The 18753-nt window shown below is 67.5% G+C and carries 19 protein-coding genes; 11 read left to right on the plus strand and 8 right to left on the minus strand.

Annotation, left to right across the window (positions count from 1 at the left end; translation table 11 throughout):
- The first annotated feature begins 127 nt into the window (after positions 1–127).
- Positions 128–979 (plus strand): SGNH/GDSL hydrolase family protein, encoded by an 852-nt coding sequence (locus J2W22_RS00875; RefSeq protein ID WP_307116383.1) that lies wholly within the window; start codon positions 128–130, stop codon positions 977–979.
- Here J2W22_RS00875 and J2W22_RS00880 read toward each other — a convergent pair.
- Positions 942–1316, minus strand: coding sequence for a DUF1244 domain-containing protein (locus J2W22_RS00880; RefSeq protein WP_307116384.1), 375 nt, complete (start codon positions 1314–1316; stop codon positions 942–944). The genes J2W22_RS00875 and J2W22_RS00880 overlap by 38 nt on opposite strands.
- 76 nt (positions 1317–1392) lie before the next feature.
- On the opposite strand from J2W22_RS00880, the gene pyk reads away from it, so the two are divergent.
- The gene (gene pyk, locus J2W22_RS00885) at positions 1393–2871 is read left to right on the plus strand and encodes a pyruvate kinase (RefSeq protein ID WP_307116385.1); all 1479 of its coding nucleotides are present in this window, start codon (positions 1393–1395) and stop codon (positions 2869–2871) included.
- A gap of 123 nt (positions 2872–2994) precedes the next feature.
- Here the strand turns inward: pyk and J2W22_RS00890 are convergent, their stop codons facing one another.
- Positions 2995–3606, minus strand: coding sequence for an HAD family hydrolase (locus J2W22_RS00890; RefSeq protein ID WP_307116386.1), 612 nt, complete (start codon positions 3604–3606; stop codon positions 2995–2997).
- An 8-nt stretch (positions 3607–3614) separates the two neighbouring features.
- Positions 3615–3740, minus strand: a complete 126-nt coding sequence (ykgO, locus tag J2W22_RS00895; protein WP_086130464.1) for a type B 50S ribosomal protein L36 — start codon at positions 3738–3740, stop codon at positions 3615–3617.
- A 171-nt stretch (positions 3741–3911) separates the two neighbouring features.
- Between ykgO and J2W22_RS00900 the strand changes: the two genes are divergently transcribed.
- The 4 genes from J2W22_RS00900 to J2W22_RS00915 are packed head-to-tail and all read left to right on the plus strand — an operon-like array spanning position 3912 to position 7113.
- A complete protein-coding gene (locus J2W22_RS00900; RefSeq protein ID WP_307116387.1) occupies positions 3912–4511 on the plus strand; it encodes a DUF4136 domain-containing protein in 600 nt (199 codons plus the stop codon).
- Positions 4508–5626, plus strand: coding sequence for a M14 family metallopeptidase (locus tag J2W22_RS00905; protein WP_307116388.1), 1119 nt, complete (start codon positions 4508–4510; stop codon positions 5624–5626). The genes J2W22_RS00900 and J2W22_RS00905 overlap by 4 nt, the downstream gene beginning before the upstream one ends.
- 30 nt (positions 5627–5656) lie before the next feature.
- On the plus strand, positions 5657–6658 hold the full coding sequence (locus J2W22_RS00910) for a hypothetical protein (RefSeq protein WP_307116389.1): 1002 nt from the start codon (positions 5657–5659) through the stop codon (positions 6656–6658).
- A complete protein-coding gene (locus J2W22_RS00915; RefSeq protein WP_307116390.1) occupies positions 6655–7113 on the plus strand; it encodes a GNAT family N-acetyltransferase in 459 nt (152 codons plus the stop codon). The genes J2W22_RS00910 and J2W22_RS00915 overlap by 4 nt, the downstream gene beginning before the upstream one ends.
- A gap of 161 nt (positions 7114–7274) precedes the next feature.
- Here the strand turns inward: J2W22_RS00915 and J2W22_RS00920 are convergent, their stop codons facing one another.
- On the minus strand, positions 7275–8276 hold the full coding sequence (locus J2W22_RS00920) for a sigma-70 family RNA polymerase sigma factor (protein ID WP_307116391.1): 1002 nt from the start codon (positions 8274–8276) through the stop codon (positions 7275–7277).
- A 175-nt stretch (positions 8277–8451) separates the two neighbouring features.
- Complete coding sequence (locus J2W22_RS00925; RefSeq protein ID WP_307116392.1) at positions 8452–9177, minus strand: dienelactone hydrolase family protein; 726 nt, start codon at positions 9175–9177, stop codon at positions 8452–8454.
- A gap of 68 nt (positions 9178–9245) precedes the next feature.
- Between J2W22_RS00925 and gpmA the strand changes: the two genes are divergently transcribed.
- The 4 genes from gpmA (at position 9246) to J2W22_RS00945 (ending at position 12404) form a co-directional block, all read left to right on the plus strand.
- Positions 9246–9932 (plus strand): 2,3-diphosphoglycerate-dependent phosphoglycerate mutase, encoded by a 687-nt coding sequence (gene gpmA / locus J2W22_RS00930; RefSeq protein WP_307116393.1) that lies wholly within the window; start codon positions 9246–9248, stop codon positions 9930–9932.
- A gap of 1 nt (position 9933) precedes the next feature.
- Positions 9934–10584 carry a hypothetical protein gene (locus tag J2W22_RS00935; protein WP_307116394.1) on the plus strand — a complete coding sequence of 217 codons (651 nt, stop codon included), beginning with the start codon at positions 9934–9936 and terminating at the stop codon, positions 10582–10584.
- Positions 10585–10839: 255 nt separating this feature from the next.
- Positions 10840–11331, plus strand: coding sequence for a 5-(carboxyamino)imidazole ribonucleotide mutase (purE, locus tag J2W22_RS00940; protein WP_307116395.1), 492 nt, complete (start codon positions 10840–10842; stop codon positions 11329–11331).
- Entirely contained in the window at positions 11328–12404 is a 1077-nt protein-coding gene (locus J2W22_RS00945) for a 5-(carboxyamino)imidazole ribonucleotide synthase (RefSeq protein ID WP_307116396.1), read from the plus strand. The genes purE and J2W22_RS00945 overlap by 4 nt, the downstream gene beginning before the upstream one ends.
- A 139-nt stretch (positions 12405–12543) precedes the next feature.
- Here the strand turns inward: J2W22_RS00945 and J2W22_RS00950 are convergent, their stop codons facing one another.
- The 3 genes from J2W22_RS00950 to J2W22_RS00960 all read right to left on the minus strand — a co-directional run bounded on the left by J2W22_RS00950 (position 12544) and on the right by J2W22_RS00960 (position 16936).
- Positions 12544–13479, minus strand: coding sequence for a DUF808 domain-containing protein (locus J2W22_RS00950; protein WP_307116397.1), 936 nt, complete (start codon positions 13477–13479; stop codon positions 12544–12546).
- 275 nt (positions 13480–13754) lie between these two features.
- Positions 13755–14054, minus strand: a complete 300-nt coding sequence (locus J2W22_RS00955) for a hypothetical protein (protein ID WP_307116398.1) — start codon at positions 14052–14054, stop codon at positions 13755–13757.
- Positions 14055–14068: 14 nt separating this feature from the next.
- Positions 14069–16936 carry a M16 family metallopeptidase gene (locus J2W22_RS00960; protein ID WP_307116399.1) on the minus strand — a complete coding sequence of 956 codons (2868 nt, stop codon included), beginning with the start codon at positions 16934–16936 and terminating at the stop codon, positions 14069–14071.
- 122 nt (positions 16937–17058) lie between these two features.
- On the opposite strand from J2W22_RS00960, the gene J2W22_RS00965 reads away from it, so the two are divergent.
- The gene (locus tag J2W22_RS00965) at positions 17059–18735 is read left to right on the plus strand and encodes a M20/M25/M40 family metallo-hydrolase (protein WP_307116400.1); all 1677 of its coding nucleotides are present in this window, start codon (positions 17059–17061) and stop codon (positions 18733–18735) included.
- Positions 18736–18753: the final 18 nt, after the last annotated feature.

An 18753-nucleotide genomic window follows, 5' to 3' on the forward strand; every position in this document is an offset into this window, starting at 1 on the left:
AGAATCTGTTCGGAAAGGGGCGCGATTATCGGAGCGCGGGGCGCCGCTCAACCCCCATCCGCGACGAGGCGAGGGTCCGCGTCTTCCCTCGATTGCCCCGTGCGACCGCCGCCGCTATCCGGAAGCCATGCCCCTTTTCCGCCGAATCGCGCTTCTCGCCGCCGCCACGCTTGCCCTTTTGCCCGCCACGGCGCCAGCCCAGACCCGGCCGACGCCGCCGGTCCAGCTGCCCCCGGCGATGCGGGTGCCGGCTCCGGCGACGATCCGCCCCGCACCGATCCCGATCGAGAAGCAGCCCTTCGCCGCCGAGATCGCCGCGTTCGAGGCGCGCGACAGGGTGGCGAAGCCGGTCAAGGGCGGGGTGCTGTTCCTCGGCAGCTCGAGCATCCGGATGTGGACCGACCTGGCGAAGGATTTCCCGGGCCATAACGTGATCAACCGCGGCTTCGGCGGATCGACCATCCCGGACAGCATCCGCTATGTCGACCGGATCGTGACGCCCTATGCGCCGAAGACGGTGGTCTTCTACGCCGGCGACAACGACCTGGAGGCGGGGCACACGCCCGAGGAGGTCTTCTCCGACTTCCAGGTGCTGGTCGGCAAGATCCGGCTGCGCTTGCCCCAGACGCGCATCCTGTTCGTCTCGATCAAGCCAAGCCTGTCGCGCTGGCGGCTGATCGACGGCATCCGCGCGACCAACGCGCTGGTGCGCGACCATGTCGCGACCGATCCGCTGCTCGGCTATGTCGATATCGTGCCGGGGATGACGGGCCCGGACGGCAGGCCCCGCCCCGAGCTGTTCCTCGGCGACGGGCTGCACATGACCCGCGCCGGCTATGACATCTGGCGCGCGGCGGTGGGCAAGGCGATGAAGTGGAAGCTGCCGCCGCTGCCTGCCCGCCCTCCGGCGCACGGTACCGGCAAGCCGCCGGCGAAGCCGGTCAGCGGCCCGGTTCGGTCATCGAAGGCGGGTCACTAGCCGGGAAGCTCTCGTCGAGCGCCTCGTCCAGCTCGTCATCGAGCACCTGGTTCTTCTTCAGGCTCTCTTCCATCCGCGCCAGCTGCCCGGGCGTGGCCTCGCCCTGGTGCTGCGCCTTCCACTCGGAGAAGGGCATGTCGTAGATGATGCGGCGCGCCTCGTCCTTGGCGATTCCGGGGTCCGCCTCGACGATCCAGTCGGCCAGGCAGTTGCGGCAAAAGCCCGCCAGGCCCATCAGATCGATGTTCTGCGCATCGGTGCGATGGCGGAGGTGACGGACGAGCGTGCGGAACGCTTTGGCCGCCGTAGCGTCGTCCAGTTTGTCGAGATCGTCCATTTATCACACCTCAGCGGTTGATCCTCCGCGATATGAGGCTAGAGCCAGCCGGGCACAAGCCGAGGATATGACAACGATGACAAAGGCAATCAGCCCCCGCACGCGCAAGGTCCGCATCCTCGCCACGCTCGGCCCCGCCAGCGCGACGCCCGAGATGATCGCGAAGCTGTTCGAGGCCGGCGCCGACGCGTTCCGCATCAACATGAGCCATGGCGACCAGGCATCGAAGGTGCCGCTGTTCGCGGCGATCCGAGGCCTGGAGAAGAAGTACGGCCGCCCGACCACGATCCTGGCCGACCTTCAGGGCCCGAAGCTGCGCGTCGGCAAGTTCGCCGACGGCAAGGTCCAGCTGGTCACCGGCCACGAGTTCATCCTCGACCGCGACAAGACGCCGGGCGACGCGACTCGCGTCGAGCTGCCGCACCGCGAGATCTTCGAGGCGGCGCACGAGAATGCCCGGCTGCTGCTCGACGACGGCAAGCTGGTGCTGCGCGTCCTCTCGGTCGCGCCCGACCGGCTGACCACGATCGTCGAGGTCGGCGGCGCGCTGTCGAACAACAAGGGCCTGAACGTGCCCGACATGGTGCTGCCGCTCGCCGCCCTCACCGAGAAGGACCGCAGCGACCTCGCCTTCGCGGTCGAGCAGGGCGCCGACTGGATCGCGCTCAGCTTCGTCCAGCGCCCCGAGGACCTGATGGAAGCCCGTCGCCTGATCGGCGGCAAGGCGGCCCTGCTCGCCAAGATCGAGAAGCCCTCGGCCATCGCCCGCCTCGACGAGATCGTCGAGCAGTGCGACGGCGTGATGGTCGCCCGCGGCGACCTGGGCGTCGAACTGCCGCCGCAGACCGTGCCGCCGATGCAGAAGCGCATCGTCGAGACCGCGCGCCGCATGGGCCGCCCGGTGATCGTTGCGACGCAGATGCTCGAATCGATGATCGAATCGCCGTCGCCGACGCGCGCCGAGGTCTCGGACGTCGCGACCGCGGTCTATGACGGCGCCGACGCGATCATGCTCTCGGCCGAGAGCGCCGCGGGCAAGTGGCCGGTCGAATCGGTGGCGATGATGAATTCGATCGCCGATGCGGTGGAGCGCGATCCGGCGCATGGCGACCGCGTCCACTTCACCGTGCTGCGCCCCGATCCCACCACGGCGGACGCGCTGGCCGAAGCGGCGAAGAACATCGCGCGCACCGTCTCGGCTTCGGGCATCACCTGCTTCACCACCTCGGGCTCGACCGCGCGCCGCATCGCCCGCGAGCGCCCGCCCGTGCCGATCCTGGTGCTGACCCCGCATATCGACACCGCCCGCCGGCTCGGCCTGCTCTGGGGCGTGCACGCGGTGCACACCCGCGACGTCGATTCGTTCGAGGAGATGGTCGCCAAATCGAAGCGGATGGCGCTGCGCCACCATATCGCCGCGGCGGGCGACCGCGTCGTGCTGTGCGCCGGCGTGCCGTTCAAGACGCCGGGATCGACCAACGTGCTGCACGTGGTGACCCTGGTCGGCGACGAACTGAAGAACCACCCGGGCAAGGAAGGCCCGGACGCGATCTGATTTCCACTGTGTCATCCCCGCGAAAGCGGGGCCCATCTCGAGCGCGCGCCGCGAATATGGCGGTTGTGCTTGAGGATAGTCCGGGAGATGGGTCCCCGCTTTCGCGGGGATGACGACAGGGGTTTAAAGCAGCCCCAGCGCCTGCATATCCGCGCGCAGCCTGTCGGCATCGGTGAAAAGCAGCCCGCGCAGCCCCGCGTCGTTCGCCGCGGCGACATTGTCCTCGCGATCGTCGACGAACACCGCGTCCGGCCCCTCCAGCCCGAATCGGGCGAGCGCCAGCGCGTAGATTGCGGGATCGGGCTTCACCAGCTTCTCGTCGCCCGAGACGACGATATCCTGGAAGCGATCGAACAAGGCCGATTCGCGGTTGCGGAATTGCGGCCAGAACTCGCCCGAGAAATTGGTGATCGCGAACAGCGGCACGCCCGATTCGTCGAGCTCCGCGACCAGCTCCGTCATGCCCGGCAGCGCATGCGGGATCTGTTCGTCGAATCGCGGACCCCAGAGCGCGATCATCTCGGCGAACTCGGGGTGCGCGGCGGCCAGCTCCGCCGAGGTCTCGGCAAAGGGGCGGCCAGCATCGTGCTGGAAATGCCACGCCTTGGTGGCGACGTTACCTAGAAACGCGTCGAGCGCCCGATCGTCACCGATCAGGCGCTCGTACAAGTACCGCGGATTCCAGTCGTAGAGGACGTTGCCGACGTCGAAGATGACGGCAGCCGGCGCCTCCACGCGCAGGATCAGCCCTGGCGGGCCTTGAACCGCTTCTGGGTCTTGTTGATGACGTAGATGCGCCCACGACGACGGATCACGCGGTTGTCGCGATGCCGATCCTTGAGCGACTTCAATGAATTCACGATCTTCATGACCGATTCGCTTCTCAATTATGGAATGCCGGAAAGAGGGGCTCGCCTAGTGACCGATCCCCGCCAAGTCAAGGCAGGAGTCGCCCTGTCGCGGTGCGGAACCGACTCGACCTGATCCGTGTTGGAGGGCAAACGGGAGACGTTCCGTTCGCGAAACAGGAGTACGCCCGCGTGAAGAAGCCGCTCAGCATCGCCCTGCTCGTAGCACTGGGGGCCTGCGCGCCCACCTACCGCCCCCAGCCGATCGACGTGACCCGCTACCATCTGGGCAATCCGATGGAGCGCACCACGGTGGCGGTGGAGCCGATGGCCAACACCGATTCGTTCGGGCCCGAATACCAGGCCTATTCGGACGCGGTGCGCGCCGAGCTGGAGCGGCTGGGCTATGTCCAGTCCACTAGCAGCACGCCTTCGGGCTATATCGCCGCGGTCGCCTTCCGCCGGACCAGCAAGGGCGCCTTCAAGGAGCCGCCGCCCGTGACCATCGGCGTCGGCGGGGGCAGCTTCAGCGGCGGGCGCCGCGGCGGCGTGGGCGTCGGCGGCGATGTCGGCTTCGGCATCGGCGGCAAGGTGCGCGAGCTCTACCAGACCGAACTGTGGGTGCAGCTGCGCCGCCGCAGCGACAACACCACCGTATGGGAAGGCCGCGCCCAGAGCGGCAGCGTGAGCGGCACGGATCCCGATCAGCCGTCCGTCGCCGCCGCGCGCATGGCCAAGGCGCTGTTCAAGGACTTCCCCGGCGAGTCCGGCATCACTATCACGGTGAAATGACCATCCAGATCAATTCCGGCTTCGACTCCGGCAACATCCGCCTCGTCGGCATCGAGGGCGACCGCGTCGACCTCGAGATCGTCACCGATCACCTGTCCGACTTCTACCAGTGGTTCCATTTCCGCGTGGCGGGCGCGAAGGGGCGTACGCTCACCTTCCGCCTGCTCAACGCGGGCGGGGCGGCCTATGCGTTCGGCTGGCCGGGCTACAAGGCGCGCTGGTCGACCGACCGCGAGGCGTGGCGCACCGCCGATTCGTCCTATGCCGACGGCGTCCTCACCTTCACCAAGACGATCGACACCGACCTGGTGTGGTTCGCCTATTTCGCGCCCTACTCGATGGAGCGCCACCACGACCTGGTCAGCCGCATGGCACTGATGCCCGGCGTGTCGCACCGCGAGCTCGGCAAGACGCTCGACGGCCAGCCGATGGACCTGCTGACGCTCGGCACCGGCCCCAAGACCGTGTGGATCTATGCCCGCCAGCATCCGGGCGAGAGCATGGCCGAGTGGTGGGCCGAAGGCGCCCTCGAGTTCCTCACCGATCCGACCAACCAGACCGCGCTCGCCCTGCGCGAAAAGGCCGTGTTCCACATCGTGCCGAACATGAACCCGGACGGCTCACGCCGCGGACACCTGCGCACCAACGCCGCGGGCATCAACCTCAACCGCGAATGGCATGCGCCGACGATGGAGAAGAGCCCCGAGGTGTTCCTCGTCAAGGCGGCGATGGACGAGACAGGTTGCGACTTCGCGATCGACGTGCACGGCGACGAGGCGATCCCGGCCAACTTCCTCGCCGGCTTCGAGGGCATCCCCTCCTGGACCGACGAACAGGGCGAGAAATTCTACGAATATGCCCGCCGCCTCGCCAAGGCGACGCCCGACTTCCAGCTCGACCTCGGCTACGAGAAGTCGGCGCCGGGCCAGGCCAATTTGTCCATGTCGACCAACCAGCTCGCCGAGCGTTTCGGCGCAGTGTCGATGACGCTGGAGATGCCGTTCAAGGATCACGAGGCGAACGCCGATCCGGAGTTCGCCTGGTCGCCCGCGCGCTGCAAGACGCTGGCGCATAGCTGTCTTGAGACTTTGGCAGGATTTATCGACCAAGTCTGAGGAAAGCCGCGATTTCGGGGAGGGGAATCGATGTCCGTTGCAATGATGCTGGCGCTCGCCCTTGGGCAGGCGGCGCCGGTCCGCGATCAGCCGATGATATTCTTCTACCTCGAGCCGGCGGACGGCGATCCGGCGCTGCTGCGCGGCGCGCTGCCCCAGGATATCGTCAGCTGGGCGTCGGCGGCGGACTATCCCGCCGCCGCGCTCGCCGCCGGGGAACGGGGCGAGGCGCGCGCGGTGGTGCGTGTCGATGCTTCGGGCGCGATGGTCGAGTGCGTGCCCGACTCCTCCCCCACGCCCTTTGCCGGCGTGATCTGCCCGGTGCTCAAGCGCAGCGCACGCTTCCGCTACGCGCTCGACCGCAGCGGCAGGCCGGTGGCCGACCGGATCACGATGCGCCTGCGCTTCGAGCCCAGGCAGCTGCCCCCCGCACCGCCCGCGATGGGGTGGCAGGGCGGGACCAGTTTCGAGCTGCTCGAGAACCGCCAGAGCCTGTCGCTGACGCGCGAGCCGGATTGGGCGAGCTTCGCGCCCGCGCCGGCGCGCAAGGGCGATGTCGCGGTGAGCCTGTTCGCCTATAATTTCCGCCCGGACGGCCGCCACCAGCTGGTCTGCAACGTGCTCGGCGGCCGCAAAGACACCGCACTGGAGGACGCCACCTGCCGTGCGCTCGCCTCGGCCAGCTTCAGGCCCGTCGGTGCGGAGCGGAGCGGCAGGATGACGCTGCTGGTGCGCTGGAAGGGCAAAAAGGCCGGCGTTGAGCTTCCGAAGCGGGCGCGCGGCACCCCGCTGGGCTTTGTCGTGGCGACACGCAATCGGCGGCCGGGCCTTAGCGGCACGGTCCGGGTCGATCTGCGCTTCCCTGTGGAGGGCAAGCAGCCGATCTGCCGCGTGACCGGATCGTCGGGCAGCGACGCGGCCGATATCGCCGCATGCCAGTATTTCGAAAGCCAGCCCTATCTGCCTCCGGTCGACATCTTCGGCCGCAAGGTCGAGGGCAGGCAACAGACCTCGCTGAGCTTCTATTCATGACCGAAATTCGCGAAGGCGGGCTCGACGATGCCCGGGTCCGGTCGCTGCTCGAGCAGCATTTCGCCGGGATGCTGGCCAATTCGCCCAAGGACAGCTGCCATTTCCTCGACCTGTCCGGCCTGGCCGCGCCCGACGTGACCTTCTGGAGTGTGTGGGACGGCGAGGAGCTGCTCGGCTGCGGGGCGCTGCGCCAGCTCGATCCGGAGCATGGCGAGATCAAGTCGATGCGCACCGCCTCGGAGCATCTGCGCCGCGGCACCGGCGCCAGGCTGGTCGGGCACATCCTCACCACGGCGCGGGCGCGGGGCTACAAGCGAGTGAGCCTGGAGACCGGATCGGGCGAGGCCTTCGACGCCGCCCATGCGCTCTACCGCCAATTCGGCTTCACCGATTGCGGACCGTTCGGCGACTATCGCGAGGATCCGTTCAGCCGGTTCCTGTCACGGGTGGTCTAGGGGATAACGCTATCGGGCCTTCAGTTCCCCGGCGAAAGCCGGGGCCCAGGGTCACAAGCGAGACGGCAGAGAAACCCTGGGCCCGGCTTTCGCCGGGGAACAGGAATGCCTGCAATCAATGTAGGATTTCGCGTGTCAGCCCTTCCCTTGCGGAAAGGGGATCAGTGCATCACCAGCTGGGCGACCGGCAGGGCCGGGGTGATATAGGCCATGCGCTCGGCCTCGATCGCCTCGATGTGCGACAGGCGGTTGTGGAGCGCGCTGGGATCGGGGAGCAGCGAGACCTGCTTGGCGGCAGCGATGCTGCGGCGCGGGCGGGCCGGGGGCATCGCGCGGCGGGCATCGTCGGCCATCATCTCGAAGCGCGGCGTCTCGGCGGCGATCTCGGTGAGCAGCTTGGTCGCCTGCTTGGTGATCTGGCGGATACGCTCCTTGGTCACGCCGGTGTCGTTCGAGACCTCGTCGAGCGTGGCGCTGTCGAACAGGCGGCGCTCGACGATCCGGCGATCGCGGACCAGCTTGGCCTCGAGCTGCTCGAGAGCAACCGGATCGACCGTCTTGAACGGGCCTTCGCGGCGGACCGGGGCATCGGCCTTCTTGGTGCGGGGACGGCGGCGCAGCGCCTCGACGCCGACCTTGCGGAGTTGGTCGACATAGGCGTCGATGAGCTCGGAGACGGCACCCTCGGCGAGATAGTCGGCGGCGGCGGCCTCGGTGCGGGCCAGGGCGAATTCGTCCTCGATCATCGCCTCGGGGCTGATCTCGTCGCCATCGGGCGAGGTGGCGAGGGCGGAGAGCGAGACGGTGGTCGCCTCGACCTTCTTCGCCGACGGGCGCTGGTCGGTCATCAGACGGAAGCGCAGGCTCTGCAGCTCGCCGCGGATCTGCCAGTTCACGAAAGTAGTGAACTGCGCCTTGGTGGGATCATAGCCTTCGATCGCGCGGTGGACCGCGATGGCGCAGACCTGCTCTGCATCTTCCCAGTGGGCGGTGAGGCCGTACTGGCGGACGAAGTGGCGGATGCGCGGGGCGATCAGCTTGAGAATCTGGGCGAAGGCACGATCGACGGTGACGCGCTGGCGGTTGGTCTGCGGCACATCCTTCGGCGTGTTCTCGAGGACGATGGCAACGGCGGCTTCGAGCGCGATCGTGGTCTTCGACATGTCTGCAATCCCCTGCTTCTGCAGCCGCTCGGCTGCTGTCGTGAGGGGTTTATGAACGGCGACTCGGGCGGCGAATATTCGGCGGGAACCCTTATGGTAGTCGCACCTTACGGATGAATCCGGGGCCGGGCGGGAGACATTTCGTTAACCATCCCGCGCGACTCGCGGACTCCTCTCAGGCGAAGACCTCTTCGAGGAAATGCGTCATCGCCTGCCAGCTGCGGCGATCGGCCTTGGGCTCATAGACCACGCCCGGAATGGTGGAGGTCTTGCGGTCCTGATCGGTGAAGGCGTGGCCGGCATGGCCATAGGCATGGATCTGCCAGTCGGCGCCCGACTCGGTCAGCTCCTGCGCCAGCGCCACGGTCTTTTCGGGCGGGGCGACCGGGTCTTCCCAGCCATGGCAGACCAGCAGCTTGGCCCGAATCGGATCGGTATTGGCATAGTCCGGCCGGTCATAGACGCCGTGGAACGACACCCCGCCGAGTATCGGCAACCCGCTGCGTGCCATGTCGAGCACGCATTTGCCGCCGAAGCAGAAGCCGATCGCGGCGAGCCTGGCCGAATCCACGGGCCCGAAACCGGCCAGCGCTTCGAGCGCGGCGGCCAGCCGGTCGCGCAGCAGGCCGCGATCCGCGTTGAGCGCGTCCATATATTCGCTGCGGTTGGGCGAATCGTGGGTCACCCGCTTGCCCTGGCCATAAATGTCCGCCGCCAGCGCGACATAGCCGAGCTTGGCCAGGTTCTCGGCATGGACGTTGTCCGCCTCCTTCTGGCCGAGGATATTTGGGAGGACGAGCACGCCCGGGCGGGCGGTGGTCACTTCGTCCTCATAGGCGATCACGCCCTCGAACGGGCCGCCGGGGCCCTGGTACACCAGAGTCTGTCGAACGATCGCCATCGCCTGTCTCCCTTGTCCCGCTCGCTCCTGCCGCTAAGGACGCTCGCAACCGGTTGCAAGGAGTTCGCATGCCCAAGCTCGTCCTGATCCGCCATGGCCAGTCGGCCTGGAACCTCGAGAACCGCTTCACCGGCTGGTGGGACGTCGACCTGACCGAGCAGGGCGTGCAGGAAGCGCGCGACGCCGGCACGCTGATGAAGGACAAGGGGCTCGACTTCGACCTGTGCTTCACCAGCTTCCAGAGCCGCGCGATCAAGACGCTGCACCTGGCGCTCGAATCGATGGGCCGGCTGTGGCTGCCCGAGGAGAAGAGCTGGAAGCTCAACGAGCGCCATTATGGCGGCCTGACCGGGCTCAACAAGGCCGAGACCGCGGCGCTGCACGGCGACGAGCAGGTGAAGATCTGGCGCCGCAGCTTCGACGTGCCGCCGCCGCTCCCCGAGGAAGGCTCGCCCTGGGACCTCGCCAAGGACACCCGCTATCACGGCGTGGCGATCCCGCAGACCGAATCGCTGAAGGACACGATCGCGCGCGTGCTGCCCTATTGGGAAGAGACGATCGCGCCGGAGCTAAAGGCCGGCAAGCGCGTGCTGATCGCGGCGCACGGCAATTCGCTGCGCGCGCTGGTCAAGCATCTGTCGGGCATTCCCGACGACGAGATCGTCAGCCTGGAGATCCCGACCGGCCAGCCGATCGTCTATGAGCTGGACGACCAGCTCAACGCGCTCGACCGCTACTATCTCAACGAGCGGTGAGATGCGCGGCGCGGCCCTGATCGCCGCACTCGCACTGATGGGGTGCGGGCGTGATCCCTTCGCCGATGCGCAGCGCGCGATCGACGACGGCTCCGCCCGTGCCGCCATCCAGAAACAGCTGGACGGCTATCGCCAATGCGCCGGGTTGCTGAACGGTTTCCTGCCGCTCGACATGCCTGTCGACAAGGGTGCGGCACCGCCGCCCGGCGTGGCCGCGCTGGTCGAGCTCGGGCTGATCCGCCCGGCGGGCATGGGCTACGCGCCGACCGCGCTTGCCCGGCCGCAGCTCAAGCTGCGCGACATCGGGGCGGACAAGAAGCCGGTCGAGCTCTGCTATGGCCGGCGGGTGGTCACCGGGCTGAAGATGAAGCCCCGGGACGCGGGCGATACCGTTCCGCAGCTGCTCTATCGCTTCCGCATCGTCGACGCCCCGGCCTGGGCCCGCGATCCGCGCATCACCCGCAGCTTCGCCGGCATGAACGAGGCGCTGGCCCGCGAGCATGTCGCGCGCGACTTGGTGATGTACCGCGACGGCAAATGGGCGATCGGCGAGAGCGGGATCGAATCCTACCTCCACGACATCGCGCTGGACCGGCAATATTTCGCGCCCTGCCCGCCGGTGGAGGGGAAGAAGGTACATGGCTGCCGGTAGCGGAAACGCTGAACTATCCACGGTAGTAGGCGGGAGCCCGCATTTAAACTGACGGCGGTAACCCCCATCGAATCACCCGTCCAATGGGTGTCTCTCACTTTCTGGAGAGCACTCATGGCAAACCTACCTTCTCGATCGACCGCCAAGCGCATTCGTCCGCGAGCGCTTTGGTATCACGACAACTGCATCATTCCTGTTCTCACGGAAGTGTTGCCCTCTCCCGCCCTTCCCTCTAGTCAGCCCGCTTCCAACAGCATGGGGCAAGACGTGGCACCTCTGGTCGGCATCATCATGGGCAGCACTTCCGACTGGGAGACGATGCACCACGCCGCCAAGATCCTCGAAAAGCTCGGCGTGGCGCACGAGACCAAGGTCGTCTCCGCGCACCGCACCCCGCAGCGCCTCTATGACTATGCCACCGGCGCGGCGGAGCGCGGGCTCAAGGTGATCATCGCCGGGGCCGGCGGCGCGGCGCACCTGCCGGGCATGGCCGCTTCGATGACGCATCTGCCGGTGCTCGGCGTGCCGGTCGAATCCAAGGCGCTGAAGGGCATGGACAGCCTGCTCTCGATTGCCCAGATGCCCGGCGGCATCCCCGTCGGCACGCTGGCGATCGGCAAGGCCGGCGCGATCAATGCCGGGCTTCTGGCGGCCGCGATCCTGGCGACGGCGGACGAAGCGCTGAGCGAGCGGCTCCAGGCCTGGCGCGCGGCGCAGACCGAGAGCGTGGCGACCGATCCCGAATGAGCGGCATCCTGCCCCCCGGATCGACGATCGGCATCCTCGGCGGAGGGCAGCTCGGCCGCATGCTCGCCGTCGCCGCGGCCCAGCTCGGCTACCGCACCCATGTGCTGGCGCCCGACGAGGAGAGCGTCGCCGCGCAGACCGCATCGAGCTACACCCGTGCCGATTATCACAGCCGCATCGTCCTCGACGAGCTCGCCGCCCAGTGCGACGTGGTCACCTATGAGTTCGAGAATATCGCGATCGGGCCGGTCGAGCATCTCGCGAACAAGGTGCCGGTGCGCCCCGGCGCGCAGAGTCTGTCGATCGCGCAGGACCGGGCGCGGGAGAAGGCGTTCGTAGCAGCCTTGGGAGGCCGCACCGCGCCCTGGGCGCTGGTCGAGACGCGCGAGCAGCTCGACGAGGCCATCGCCAAGATCGGCGCGCCGTCGATCCTGAAGACGCTGCGGCTCGGCTATGACGGCAAGGGCCAGGTGCGCATCCGCGACGTGGCCGAGGCAGCTTCGGCCTGGGAGGAGATCGGGGAGCGTCCCGCGATCCTCGAAGGTTTTGTGACGTTCACCCACGAATTCTCGATCATCACGGTTCGCGGCGTCGATGGCAGCCTTGCGAGCTATCCGCCGCCCTGGAACGAGCACAAGGACGGCATCCTCGACAAGTCGACCGTTCCCGCCCCCGCCGAGATCGCCCGCCACTGGACCGAGGCCGCCGCGCTCGCCGGCCGGGTGGCCGAGGCGCTCGGCCATGTCGGAGTGCTGACGCTGGAGTTCTTCGCGACCGACGAGGGTCCGGTGTTCAACGAGATGGCACCGCGCGTGCACAATAGTGGGCACTGGACGATCGAAGGCGCGGAATGCTCGCAGTTCGAGAACCATATCCGCGCGATCTGCGGACTGCCGCTCGGGTCGACGGCGCTGACCGGCACCCAGGTGGAGATGGAAAACCTGATCGGCGCGGATGCGGACCGCTGGGCCGAACTGCTCGCCGAGCCGGGAACGCACCTGCACCTCTATGGCAAGGGCGATGCCCGGCCGGGGCGCAAGATGGGGCATGTCACGCGGGTGAAGCGGGGCTGAGGCCAGCGCTCCAATCCGTCACCCCGGCCTTGTGCCGGGGTCCACTAAGCCTCTCGCGCTACGCGTTGAGCCTCTTGTCCATGACTCGCCTCCCGGTGGACCCCGGCACAAGGCCGGGGTGACGAGGTTGGAGGCAAGCTCAGTGCGCCGCCTTCCTCGGCACCAGGTGCAGCGCCCCGGCGATCACCGAACCGACGATCAGCCCGCAAATGCCCGCACCGATCGCGCCGACCAGCCACTCCACGAAACCCTGGGCGAAGGGCACGGCATGGCCCGCCACCTCAGCGAGGTGGTGGACGAAGTGCGGGATCGCACCCAAATGGAACACCTCCAGCCCGTGCAGCAGGATACCGCCGCCGACCCAGACCATCGCCGCCACGCCGATATGCGACAGCGCCTGGAGCAGCACCGGCATCGCCTTGACCAGGAACTCGCCGGTCCGCTTGGCGCTCGCCGAGGGGCGCTTGCTCAGGTGGAGGCCGATATCGTCCATCTTCACGATCAGTGCGACCACGCCGTAGACGCCGACGGTGATCGCCACCGCCACCGCGGCCAGCGCGGCGGCGCGCATGCCGAGCGTGGCGTCGGGCAGCTCGGCCAGCGCGATCGCCATGATCTCCGCCGAGAGGATGAAATCGGTGCGGACCGCGCCGGCGACCTGGCGCTTCTCCAGCTCGGCCGGGGTGTCGATCTCGGCGACTTCCTCCTCGGCATGATGGCCGGCCAGCGCTTCGAGGATCTTCTCTGCCGCCTCGAAGCAGAGGTAGGAGCCGCCCAGCATCAGCAGCGGGGTCACCGCCCAGGACGCGAAGGCGCTCAGCAGCAGCGCGACCGGCAGGATGAAGAGCAGCTTGTTGCGCAGCGAGCCGAGCGTGATCTTCCAGATGATCGGCAGCTCGCGGTCCGGCGTGAGGCCGACGACATAGCGCGGGGTGACCGCGGCATCGTCGATCACCACGCCCGCCGCCTTGGTCCCCGCCCGGCCCGCGGCACCCGCCACGTCGTCGAGCGAAGCCGCCGCCAGCTTGGCGAGTGCGGCAACGTCATCCAGCAATGCAACCAGACCGCCCGCCATGTGATCCCCTTTTGTGAATTGTGGTTCAGCCCATAGCGGAGCCGTTGCGCGGTGCAACGCTCGCGCCCACGCCATTTCTCCCCGTGGCCGGGATTGGGCCATCCCCTCCCCTGACCCCTCCCGCAAGCGGAAGGGGAATATGAGTGGATAGCCCTTGCCCCAATCGCTCCGCTTGCGGGAGGGGTCGGGGGGAGGGAATGAAACCAACCCCGAAAACAAAACGCCCGCCCCGCGCGATGCGGGACGGGCGCTTCATCTGCTCGAAAGCTATGCGCTCAGGCGCGCGTGCCGGTCAGCGGGAAGGCGCCGAACGCACCCGCGGTGACGGTACCGGTGATCGTGTCGCCGTCGACGGTCGCCTCGCCGGTCAGCGTCATCGGCATGGGGACCGAGACATCCATCGACCAGGTCAGCGTGTCGCCGTTCACCTTGCCGTCCTTGGCTTCGGCATTGCCCATCGCGCCGGCGAAGGTACCGGTGAAGGTGTCGCCGTTGCTGGTCACGGTGAACACCGCCGCCTGGTCACCGAGCGGCGACTTCACGACCGTGTTCCAGCTGCCATCCACATTCGCCATGAGAGCTCTCCTGATTAGTTGGCCGCCGGCTTGGTGCTTGCCAGCGACGCTGCGGGGACCACCTCGACGGGGAGGCCGATGCTGTCAAGCTGCGGCCGGACCTTGGACGCATCGCCCACGACCACGAAAACGAACTTGTTTGGGTCGAGAGCCGCGCGTGCCGCAGCGTCAAGCTGCGGAATGGTGAGCCCGCGATATTTTTGCGCGATGGTGCTGAAATAGTCGTCCGGACGGCGCCGGATATCGTTCTGCTGCATCGCGTTGAGCACCGCGTCCGAGGTTTCGAAGCGGCCGGGCAACTCGCGAGTCGAGCCATTGACTTCGCGGGTCAGCTCTTCGTTGGTCACGCCCTTGGTGGTGAGGAAGTCCTTCACCTGCTGCTGGATCGCCTTGATCGAATCACCCGTCTTGTCGGCCTGGACCGGGGCGCTGATCGTGTAGGGGACCGCGTGCTCCATGAAGTTGAAGCCGCCGCCCGCACCATAGGACCAGTGCTTGGCTTCGCGCAGGTCCATGTTGATGCGCGACAGGAAGCCCGAGCCGAGCGCCTGGTTGGCCGTCGCCACCGCCAGCGTATCCGCGAACGGATCGACATTGGTGAGCTGCGTCGCGATGATCTGCGACTGGGGCGAGTTCGGCCGGTCGATCAGGATGATCTTCGGCGTCATCGCCTGGGTGGCGGCGGTGAAGCTCTTGGTACCGCCGGCGCCGTCAGCCTTCCAGCTGCCGAAGCGCGACTCGAGCGCCGCCTTGATCTCGGCGAGCGGACGATCGCTGACCACGAAGATCTTCGCCTTGTCCGGGCGGATCCACGCCTTGTGCCAGGCGACCAGATCGTCGCGGCTGATCGTCTTGACCACCGCCGGATCGCCCGAGCCCGCGCCGAGCTTCGCATAGGGGCTGTTCGCCGGATAGAGCACGCGCGGCGTCATGCGGCCGGACAGGCCCTGCGGGCTGGTCAGCTCCTGCGCGATCCCGGTCAGCGTCTGGCCGCGCACGCGTTCCAGCTCGGCCGGGGCGAAGGACGGATGCTCGACGACATCGGCGAACAGATCGAGCGCGCCGGCTAGGTTCGGGCTCGGCGCATCGACGCTGAGATAGGTGCGGTCGGCCGAGCTGCCCGAGCTGATGCCCGCGCCAAGCCGCTCGCGCGCCTCGGCCAGCGCCACCGAATCGAGGCTGGTGGTGCCTTCGTCCATCATGTTGAGCGTCAGGCGCTGGGTGCCGAGCTTGTCCGACGGATCGGCGGCGATGCCGGCATCGAAGCTCATCTCGACCTGGGTGACCGGCACCGCGGTGCGGTTGGCATAGACGATCTCGATGCCGTTGGAGAGCTTGGTGCGCTCCACCTTCGGGAAGACGAGGTCGCCGATCGGCGCCACTGCGGGCAGCGCGCCGCGGGTGCCCTTGAACGGTTCGGCCTTGGCGCCTTCCGCTGCCGGCTTGGCGGCGACCGCGGTCGCTTCCTGATAGGCCTCGCGCTGGCCGGGGACGACCATCACGGTGAGTGCCGGACGGTTCAGCCACTTGTTCGCGGCGGCCTTCACTTCGGCCGGAGTGACCTTCGCGGTCGCTTCCAGCTCCTTCTTGAAGAAGAGCGGATCGGCCGAATAGAGCTCGCCCGAAGCCAGCGCCACGGCCTTGCCGCCGAAGCCGCCAACCGATTCCAGCCCGCCGATGCGGCCCGAGACCTTGGTGGTCGCGACGCGGGTCACTTCATCCGCGGTCGGGCCGTTCTTGAGGAGATCGGCGATGACCTCGTCGAGGCGCTTCGAAACCGCCGCCGGATCGCTGCCGGGCTTCACCACCGCCTGGACGGTGAAGATGCCGAGCTGCGCCATCGACTGGATGTTGGCCGAGACCTGCACCGCGGTCTTGTCCTGGCGGACCAGCGCATTGTCGAGCCGCGAGCTGGCAAGGCCACCGAGCACCGAAGCGAAGACATTGAGCGGAGTCGCGTCCTTGTCGTTCAGCCCGGGCACCGCCCAGCTGCGCACGATCAGCGTCGCGGCGACGCTGTCCTTGATCGTCACCGTCTTGGGCGCCGGCAGCGTCGGCACCGTCACCTTGGGCAGCACGCTTTTCGGGCCGGCCGGGATAGCGCCGAAATATTTCTCGACGAGTGGCTTGGCTTCCTTGGCGTCGATATCGCCGGCGAGGACGAGGATCGCGTTGTTCGGGCCGTAGTGCGAGCGGAACCAGTTCTTGACGTCGTCGAGGCTGGCGGCATCGAGATCGGCCATCGAGCCGATCACGTTATGGCCATAGGGCGTGCTGCCGAGCAGGTTCTCGAGGATCGAATAATAGACCAGGCCATAGGGCTGGTTGTCGCCCTGGCGCTTCTCGTTCTGGACGACGCCGCGCTGCTCGTCGAGCACGTCTTGGGTGATCGCGCCGAGCAGATAGCCCATGCGGTCGCTCTCGAGGAACAGCGCGCGGTCGAGCGCCGGGCGCGGCACGGTCTCGAAATAATTGGTGCGATCGAAGCTGGTGGTGCCGTTGAAATCGGTGGCGCCGACCTGCTTGAGCGGCTCGAAGAAATCGCCGGGGGCGTTTTCCGAGCCGTTGAACATCAGATGCTCGAACAGGTGGGCGAAGCCGGTCTTGCCGGTGGGCTCGTGCTTGGAGCCGACATCGTACCAGGTCGACACCGCGACGATCGGCGCCTTGCGATCGGTATGGACCAGCACGCGCAGGCCGTTCTTGAGCGTGAAGGCCTCATAGGGGATGTCGACCTTCTTCACGAGCTCCGAGACCGGAACCGGCTTGGCCTGGGCCGAGGCGGACGCAGTGGCGGGCGCCTGCTGGGCGATCGCCGGCATCGCGGCGCCGACTGCCAGCGCGCAGATCGACGCACTGCAGAACATCTTGAACGACTTCATCTGATTCCCCCGAACGGACTGGATGGCGGGAGCATAACGCGGTGTATCAGCCCCGCAAGTCAGTTGCGCGCGTTACCAATTGCTCTAGCCTGCCGGAAACTGCGCCATTTCGGGGAGAATCCATGCGCCTGACACCGTTTCTCATCACGCTCTCGCTCGGCCTGGCCCCGGCTCCGGCGCTGGCCCAGACGGCGACGGCGGAGCCGGTGTTCAGCCCCGACGAAGTGCGCGCGCATGTCGAGTTCCTCGCCGACGACCTGCTCGGCGGGCGGGACAACGGTACCGAGGGATTCGATATCGCGGCGCGCTATGTCTCCAGCCGCTTCGATGCGATGGGATTCAAGCCCGGCGGGACCCAGGGCTGGTACCAGCCGGTGAACATCGCCGACTATGTGCTCGACGCCGACAAGCCGGCCTCGATCACCGTGGGCACCAAGGCGTTCGCAGGCGACGAGGACGTGCTGTTCGGGCCGAGCCCGCTCTATGGCGACGAGACCCAGATTCTGACCGCAGACGCGGTGTTCGTCGGCCATGGCCGCGAGGAGGATTATGCCGGGCTCGACGTGACCGGCAAGTTCGTCGTCACGCTGATCGGCAACCCGCCGGGCACGCCCCCCGGCGCGCTCGACCGGCCCGCGATCGCCGGCAAGCACGGCGCGCTCGGCACGATCTACCTGATCACGCCCGACAATCTGAAGGGCGCCTTCCCCTGGGCGCAGGCGGTTGGCTATTTCCAGCAGCCGCAGAGCAACTGGCTCGATGCCAAGGGATTTCCCAAGGGCGAGAATCCGGGGCTGAAGATCGGCGCCTATGTGAAGGGCGCCGCCGCCGACGCGATGTTCAAGGGCGCCCCGATGAGCGCCGCCCAGCTCTATGCCGCGCTCGCCACGCCGGAGGCCAAGACCGGCAGCTTCGCGCTCAAGCAGCGGCTGACGCTGCAGCGGACCAGCATCGTCACGATCAAGAAGAGCAGCAACGTGATCGGCGTGCTGCCGGGATCGGACCCCAGGCTGGCCAATGAATATGTCGTTCTCTCCGCGCACCTCGATCACGAAGGCACCCAGCCCGACATCGAGGGCGAGGACAAGATCTTCAACGGCGCGATGGACAATGCCGCGGGCGTGGCGAGCATGCTCGAGGCCGCGCGCGCCTTCACCCAGACCGGCAAGCGCCCGCGGCGCTCGATCCTGTTCGTCGCGCTGACCGCCGAGGAGGACGGGCTGATCGGCTCCGAATATCTCGCCCGCTATCCGGTGACCGGCAGCGGCAAGGTGGTGGCCGACGTCAATCTCGACATGCCGATCCTGCTCTACGACTTCCAGGACGTCGTCGCCTTCGGTGCCGAGCATTCGACGCTCGGCCCGATCGTCGAGCGCGCCGCGGCGAAGATGGGCGTCACGCTGTCGCCCGATCCGATGCCCGAGGAGCAGTTGTTCCTGCGCTCCGATCACTACAGCTTCGTCAAGGCGGGCGTGCCCTCGGTGTTCCTGGTCACGGGCTTCAAGAATGGTGGCGAGAAAGCGTTCCGCGACTTCCTCAAGACCAACTACCACAAGGTCACCGACGACATCCGCCAGCCCTTCGACTGGAAGGCCGGCGCCAAGTTCGCGAAGATCAACTATCTGATCGCCCGCGAGATCGCCGATGCCGACCAGGAGCCGCGCTGGTATGCCGGCAACAGCTTCGGCGAGCGCTATGCCAAGGATGCCCCCAAGGCGCCGCGGCCCGCGGGTGCCCCCGCCACCGCCCCGGCGCGGTCGCCGGCGGTGATCACCATCCCGGTGCCCGCGAAGAACTGACGCCCCCGGACCGGGGCC

It is taken from the genome of Sphingomonas kyeonggiensis (genome assembly GCF_030812785.1).
GTDB classification, from domain to species: Bacteria; Pseudomonadota; Alphaproteobacteria; order Sphingomonadales; family Sphingomonadaceae; genus Sphingomonas; species Sphingomonas kyeonggiensis_B.

Excerpts from the sequence above, each read along its gene's own strand:
- J2W22_RS00875 (WP_307116383.1), top strand. The coding sequence starts at position 128 with ATGCCCCTTTTCCGCCGAATCGCGCTTCTCGCCGCCGCCACGCTTGCC.
- J2W22_RS00880 (WP_307116384.1), bottom strand. The coding sequence starts at position 1,316 with ATGGACGATCTCGACAAACTGGACGACGCTACGGCGGCCAAAGCGTTC.
- pyk (WP_307116385.1), top strand. The coding sequence starts at position 1,393 with ATGACAAAGGCAATCAGCCCCCGCACGCGCAAGGTCCGCATCCTCGCC.
- ykgO (WP_086130464.1), bottom strand. The coding sequence starts at position 3,740 with ATGAAGATCGTGAATTCATTGAAGTCGCTCAAGGATCGGCATCGCGAC.
- J2W22_RS00905 (WP_307116388.1), top strand. The coding sequence starts at position 4,508 with ATGACCATCCAGATCAATTCCGGCTTCGACTCCGGCAACATCCGCCTC.
- J2W22_RS00910 (WP_307116389.1), top strand. The coding sequence starts at position 5,657 with ATGTCCGTTGCAATGATGCTGGCGCTCGCCCTTGGGCAGGCGGCGCCG.
- J2W22_RS00915 (WP_307116390.1), top strand. The coding sequence starts at position 6,655 with ATGACCGAAATTCGCGAAGGCGGGCTCGACGATGCCCGGGTCCGGTCG.
- J2W22_RS00920 (WP_307116391.1), bottom strand. The coding sequence starts at position 8,276 with ATGTCGAAGACCACGATCGCGCTCGAAGCCGCCGTTGCCATCGTCCTC.
- J2W22_RS00925 (WP_307116392.1), bottom strand. The coding sequence starts at position 9,177 with ATGGCGATCGTTCGACAGACTCTGGTGTACCAGGGCCCCGGCGGCCCG.
- gpmA (WP_307116393.1), top strand. The coding sequence starts at position 9,246 with ATGCCCAAGCTCGTCCTGATCCGCCATGGCCAGTCGGCCTGGAACCTC.
- J2W22_RS00935 (WP_307116394.1), top strand. The coding sequence starts at position 9,934 with ATGCGCGGCGCGGCCCTGATCGCCGCACTCGCACTGATGGGGTGCGGG.
- purE (WP_307116395.1), top strand. The coding sequence starts at position 10,840 with ATGGGGCAAGACGTGGCACCTCTGGTCGGCATCATCATGGGCAGCACT.
- J2W22_RS00945 (WP_307116396.1), top strand. The coding sequence starts at position 11,328 with ATGAGCGGCATCCTGCCCCCCGGATCGACGATCGGCATCCTCGGCGGA.
- J2W22_RS00950 (WP_307116397.1), bottom strand. The coding sequence starts at position 13,479 with ATGGCGGGCGGTCTGGTTGCATTGCTGGATGACGTTGCCGCACTCGCC.
- J2W22_RS00955 (WP_307116398.1), bottom strand. The coding sequence starts at position 14,054 with ATGGCGAATGTGGATGGCAGCTGGAACACGGTCGTGAAGTCGCCGCTC.
- J2W22_RS00960 (WP_307116399.1), bottom strand. The coding sequence starts at position 16,936 with ATGAAGTCGTTCAAGATGTTCTGCAGTGCGTCGATCTGCGCGCTGGCA.
- J2W22_RS00965 (WP_307116400.1), top strand. The coding sequence starts at position 17,059 with ATGCGCCTGACACCGTTTCTCATCACGCTCTCGCTCGGCCTGGCCCCG.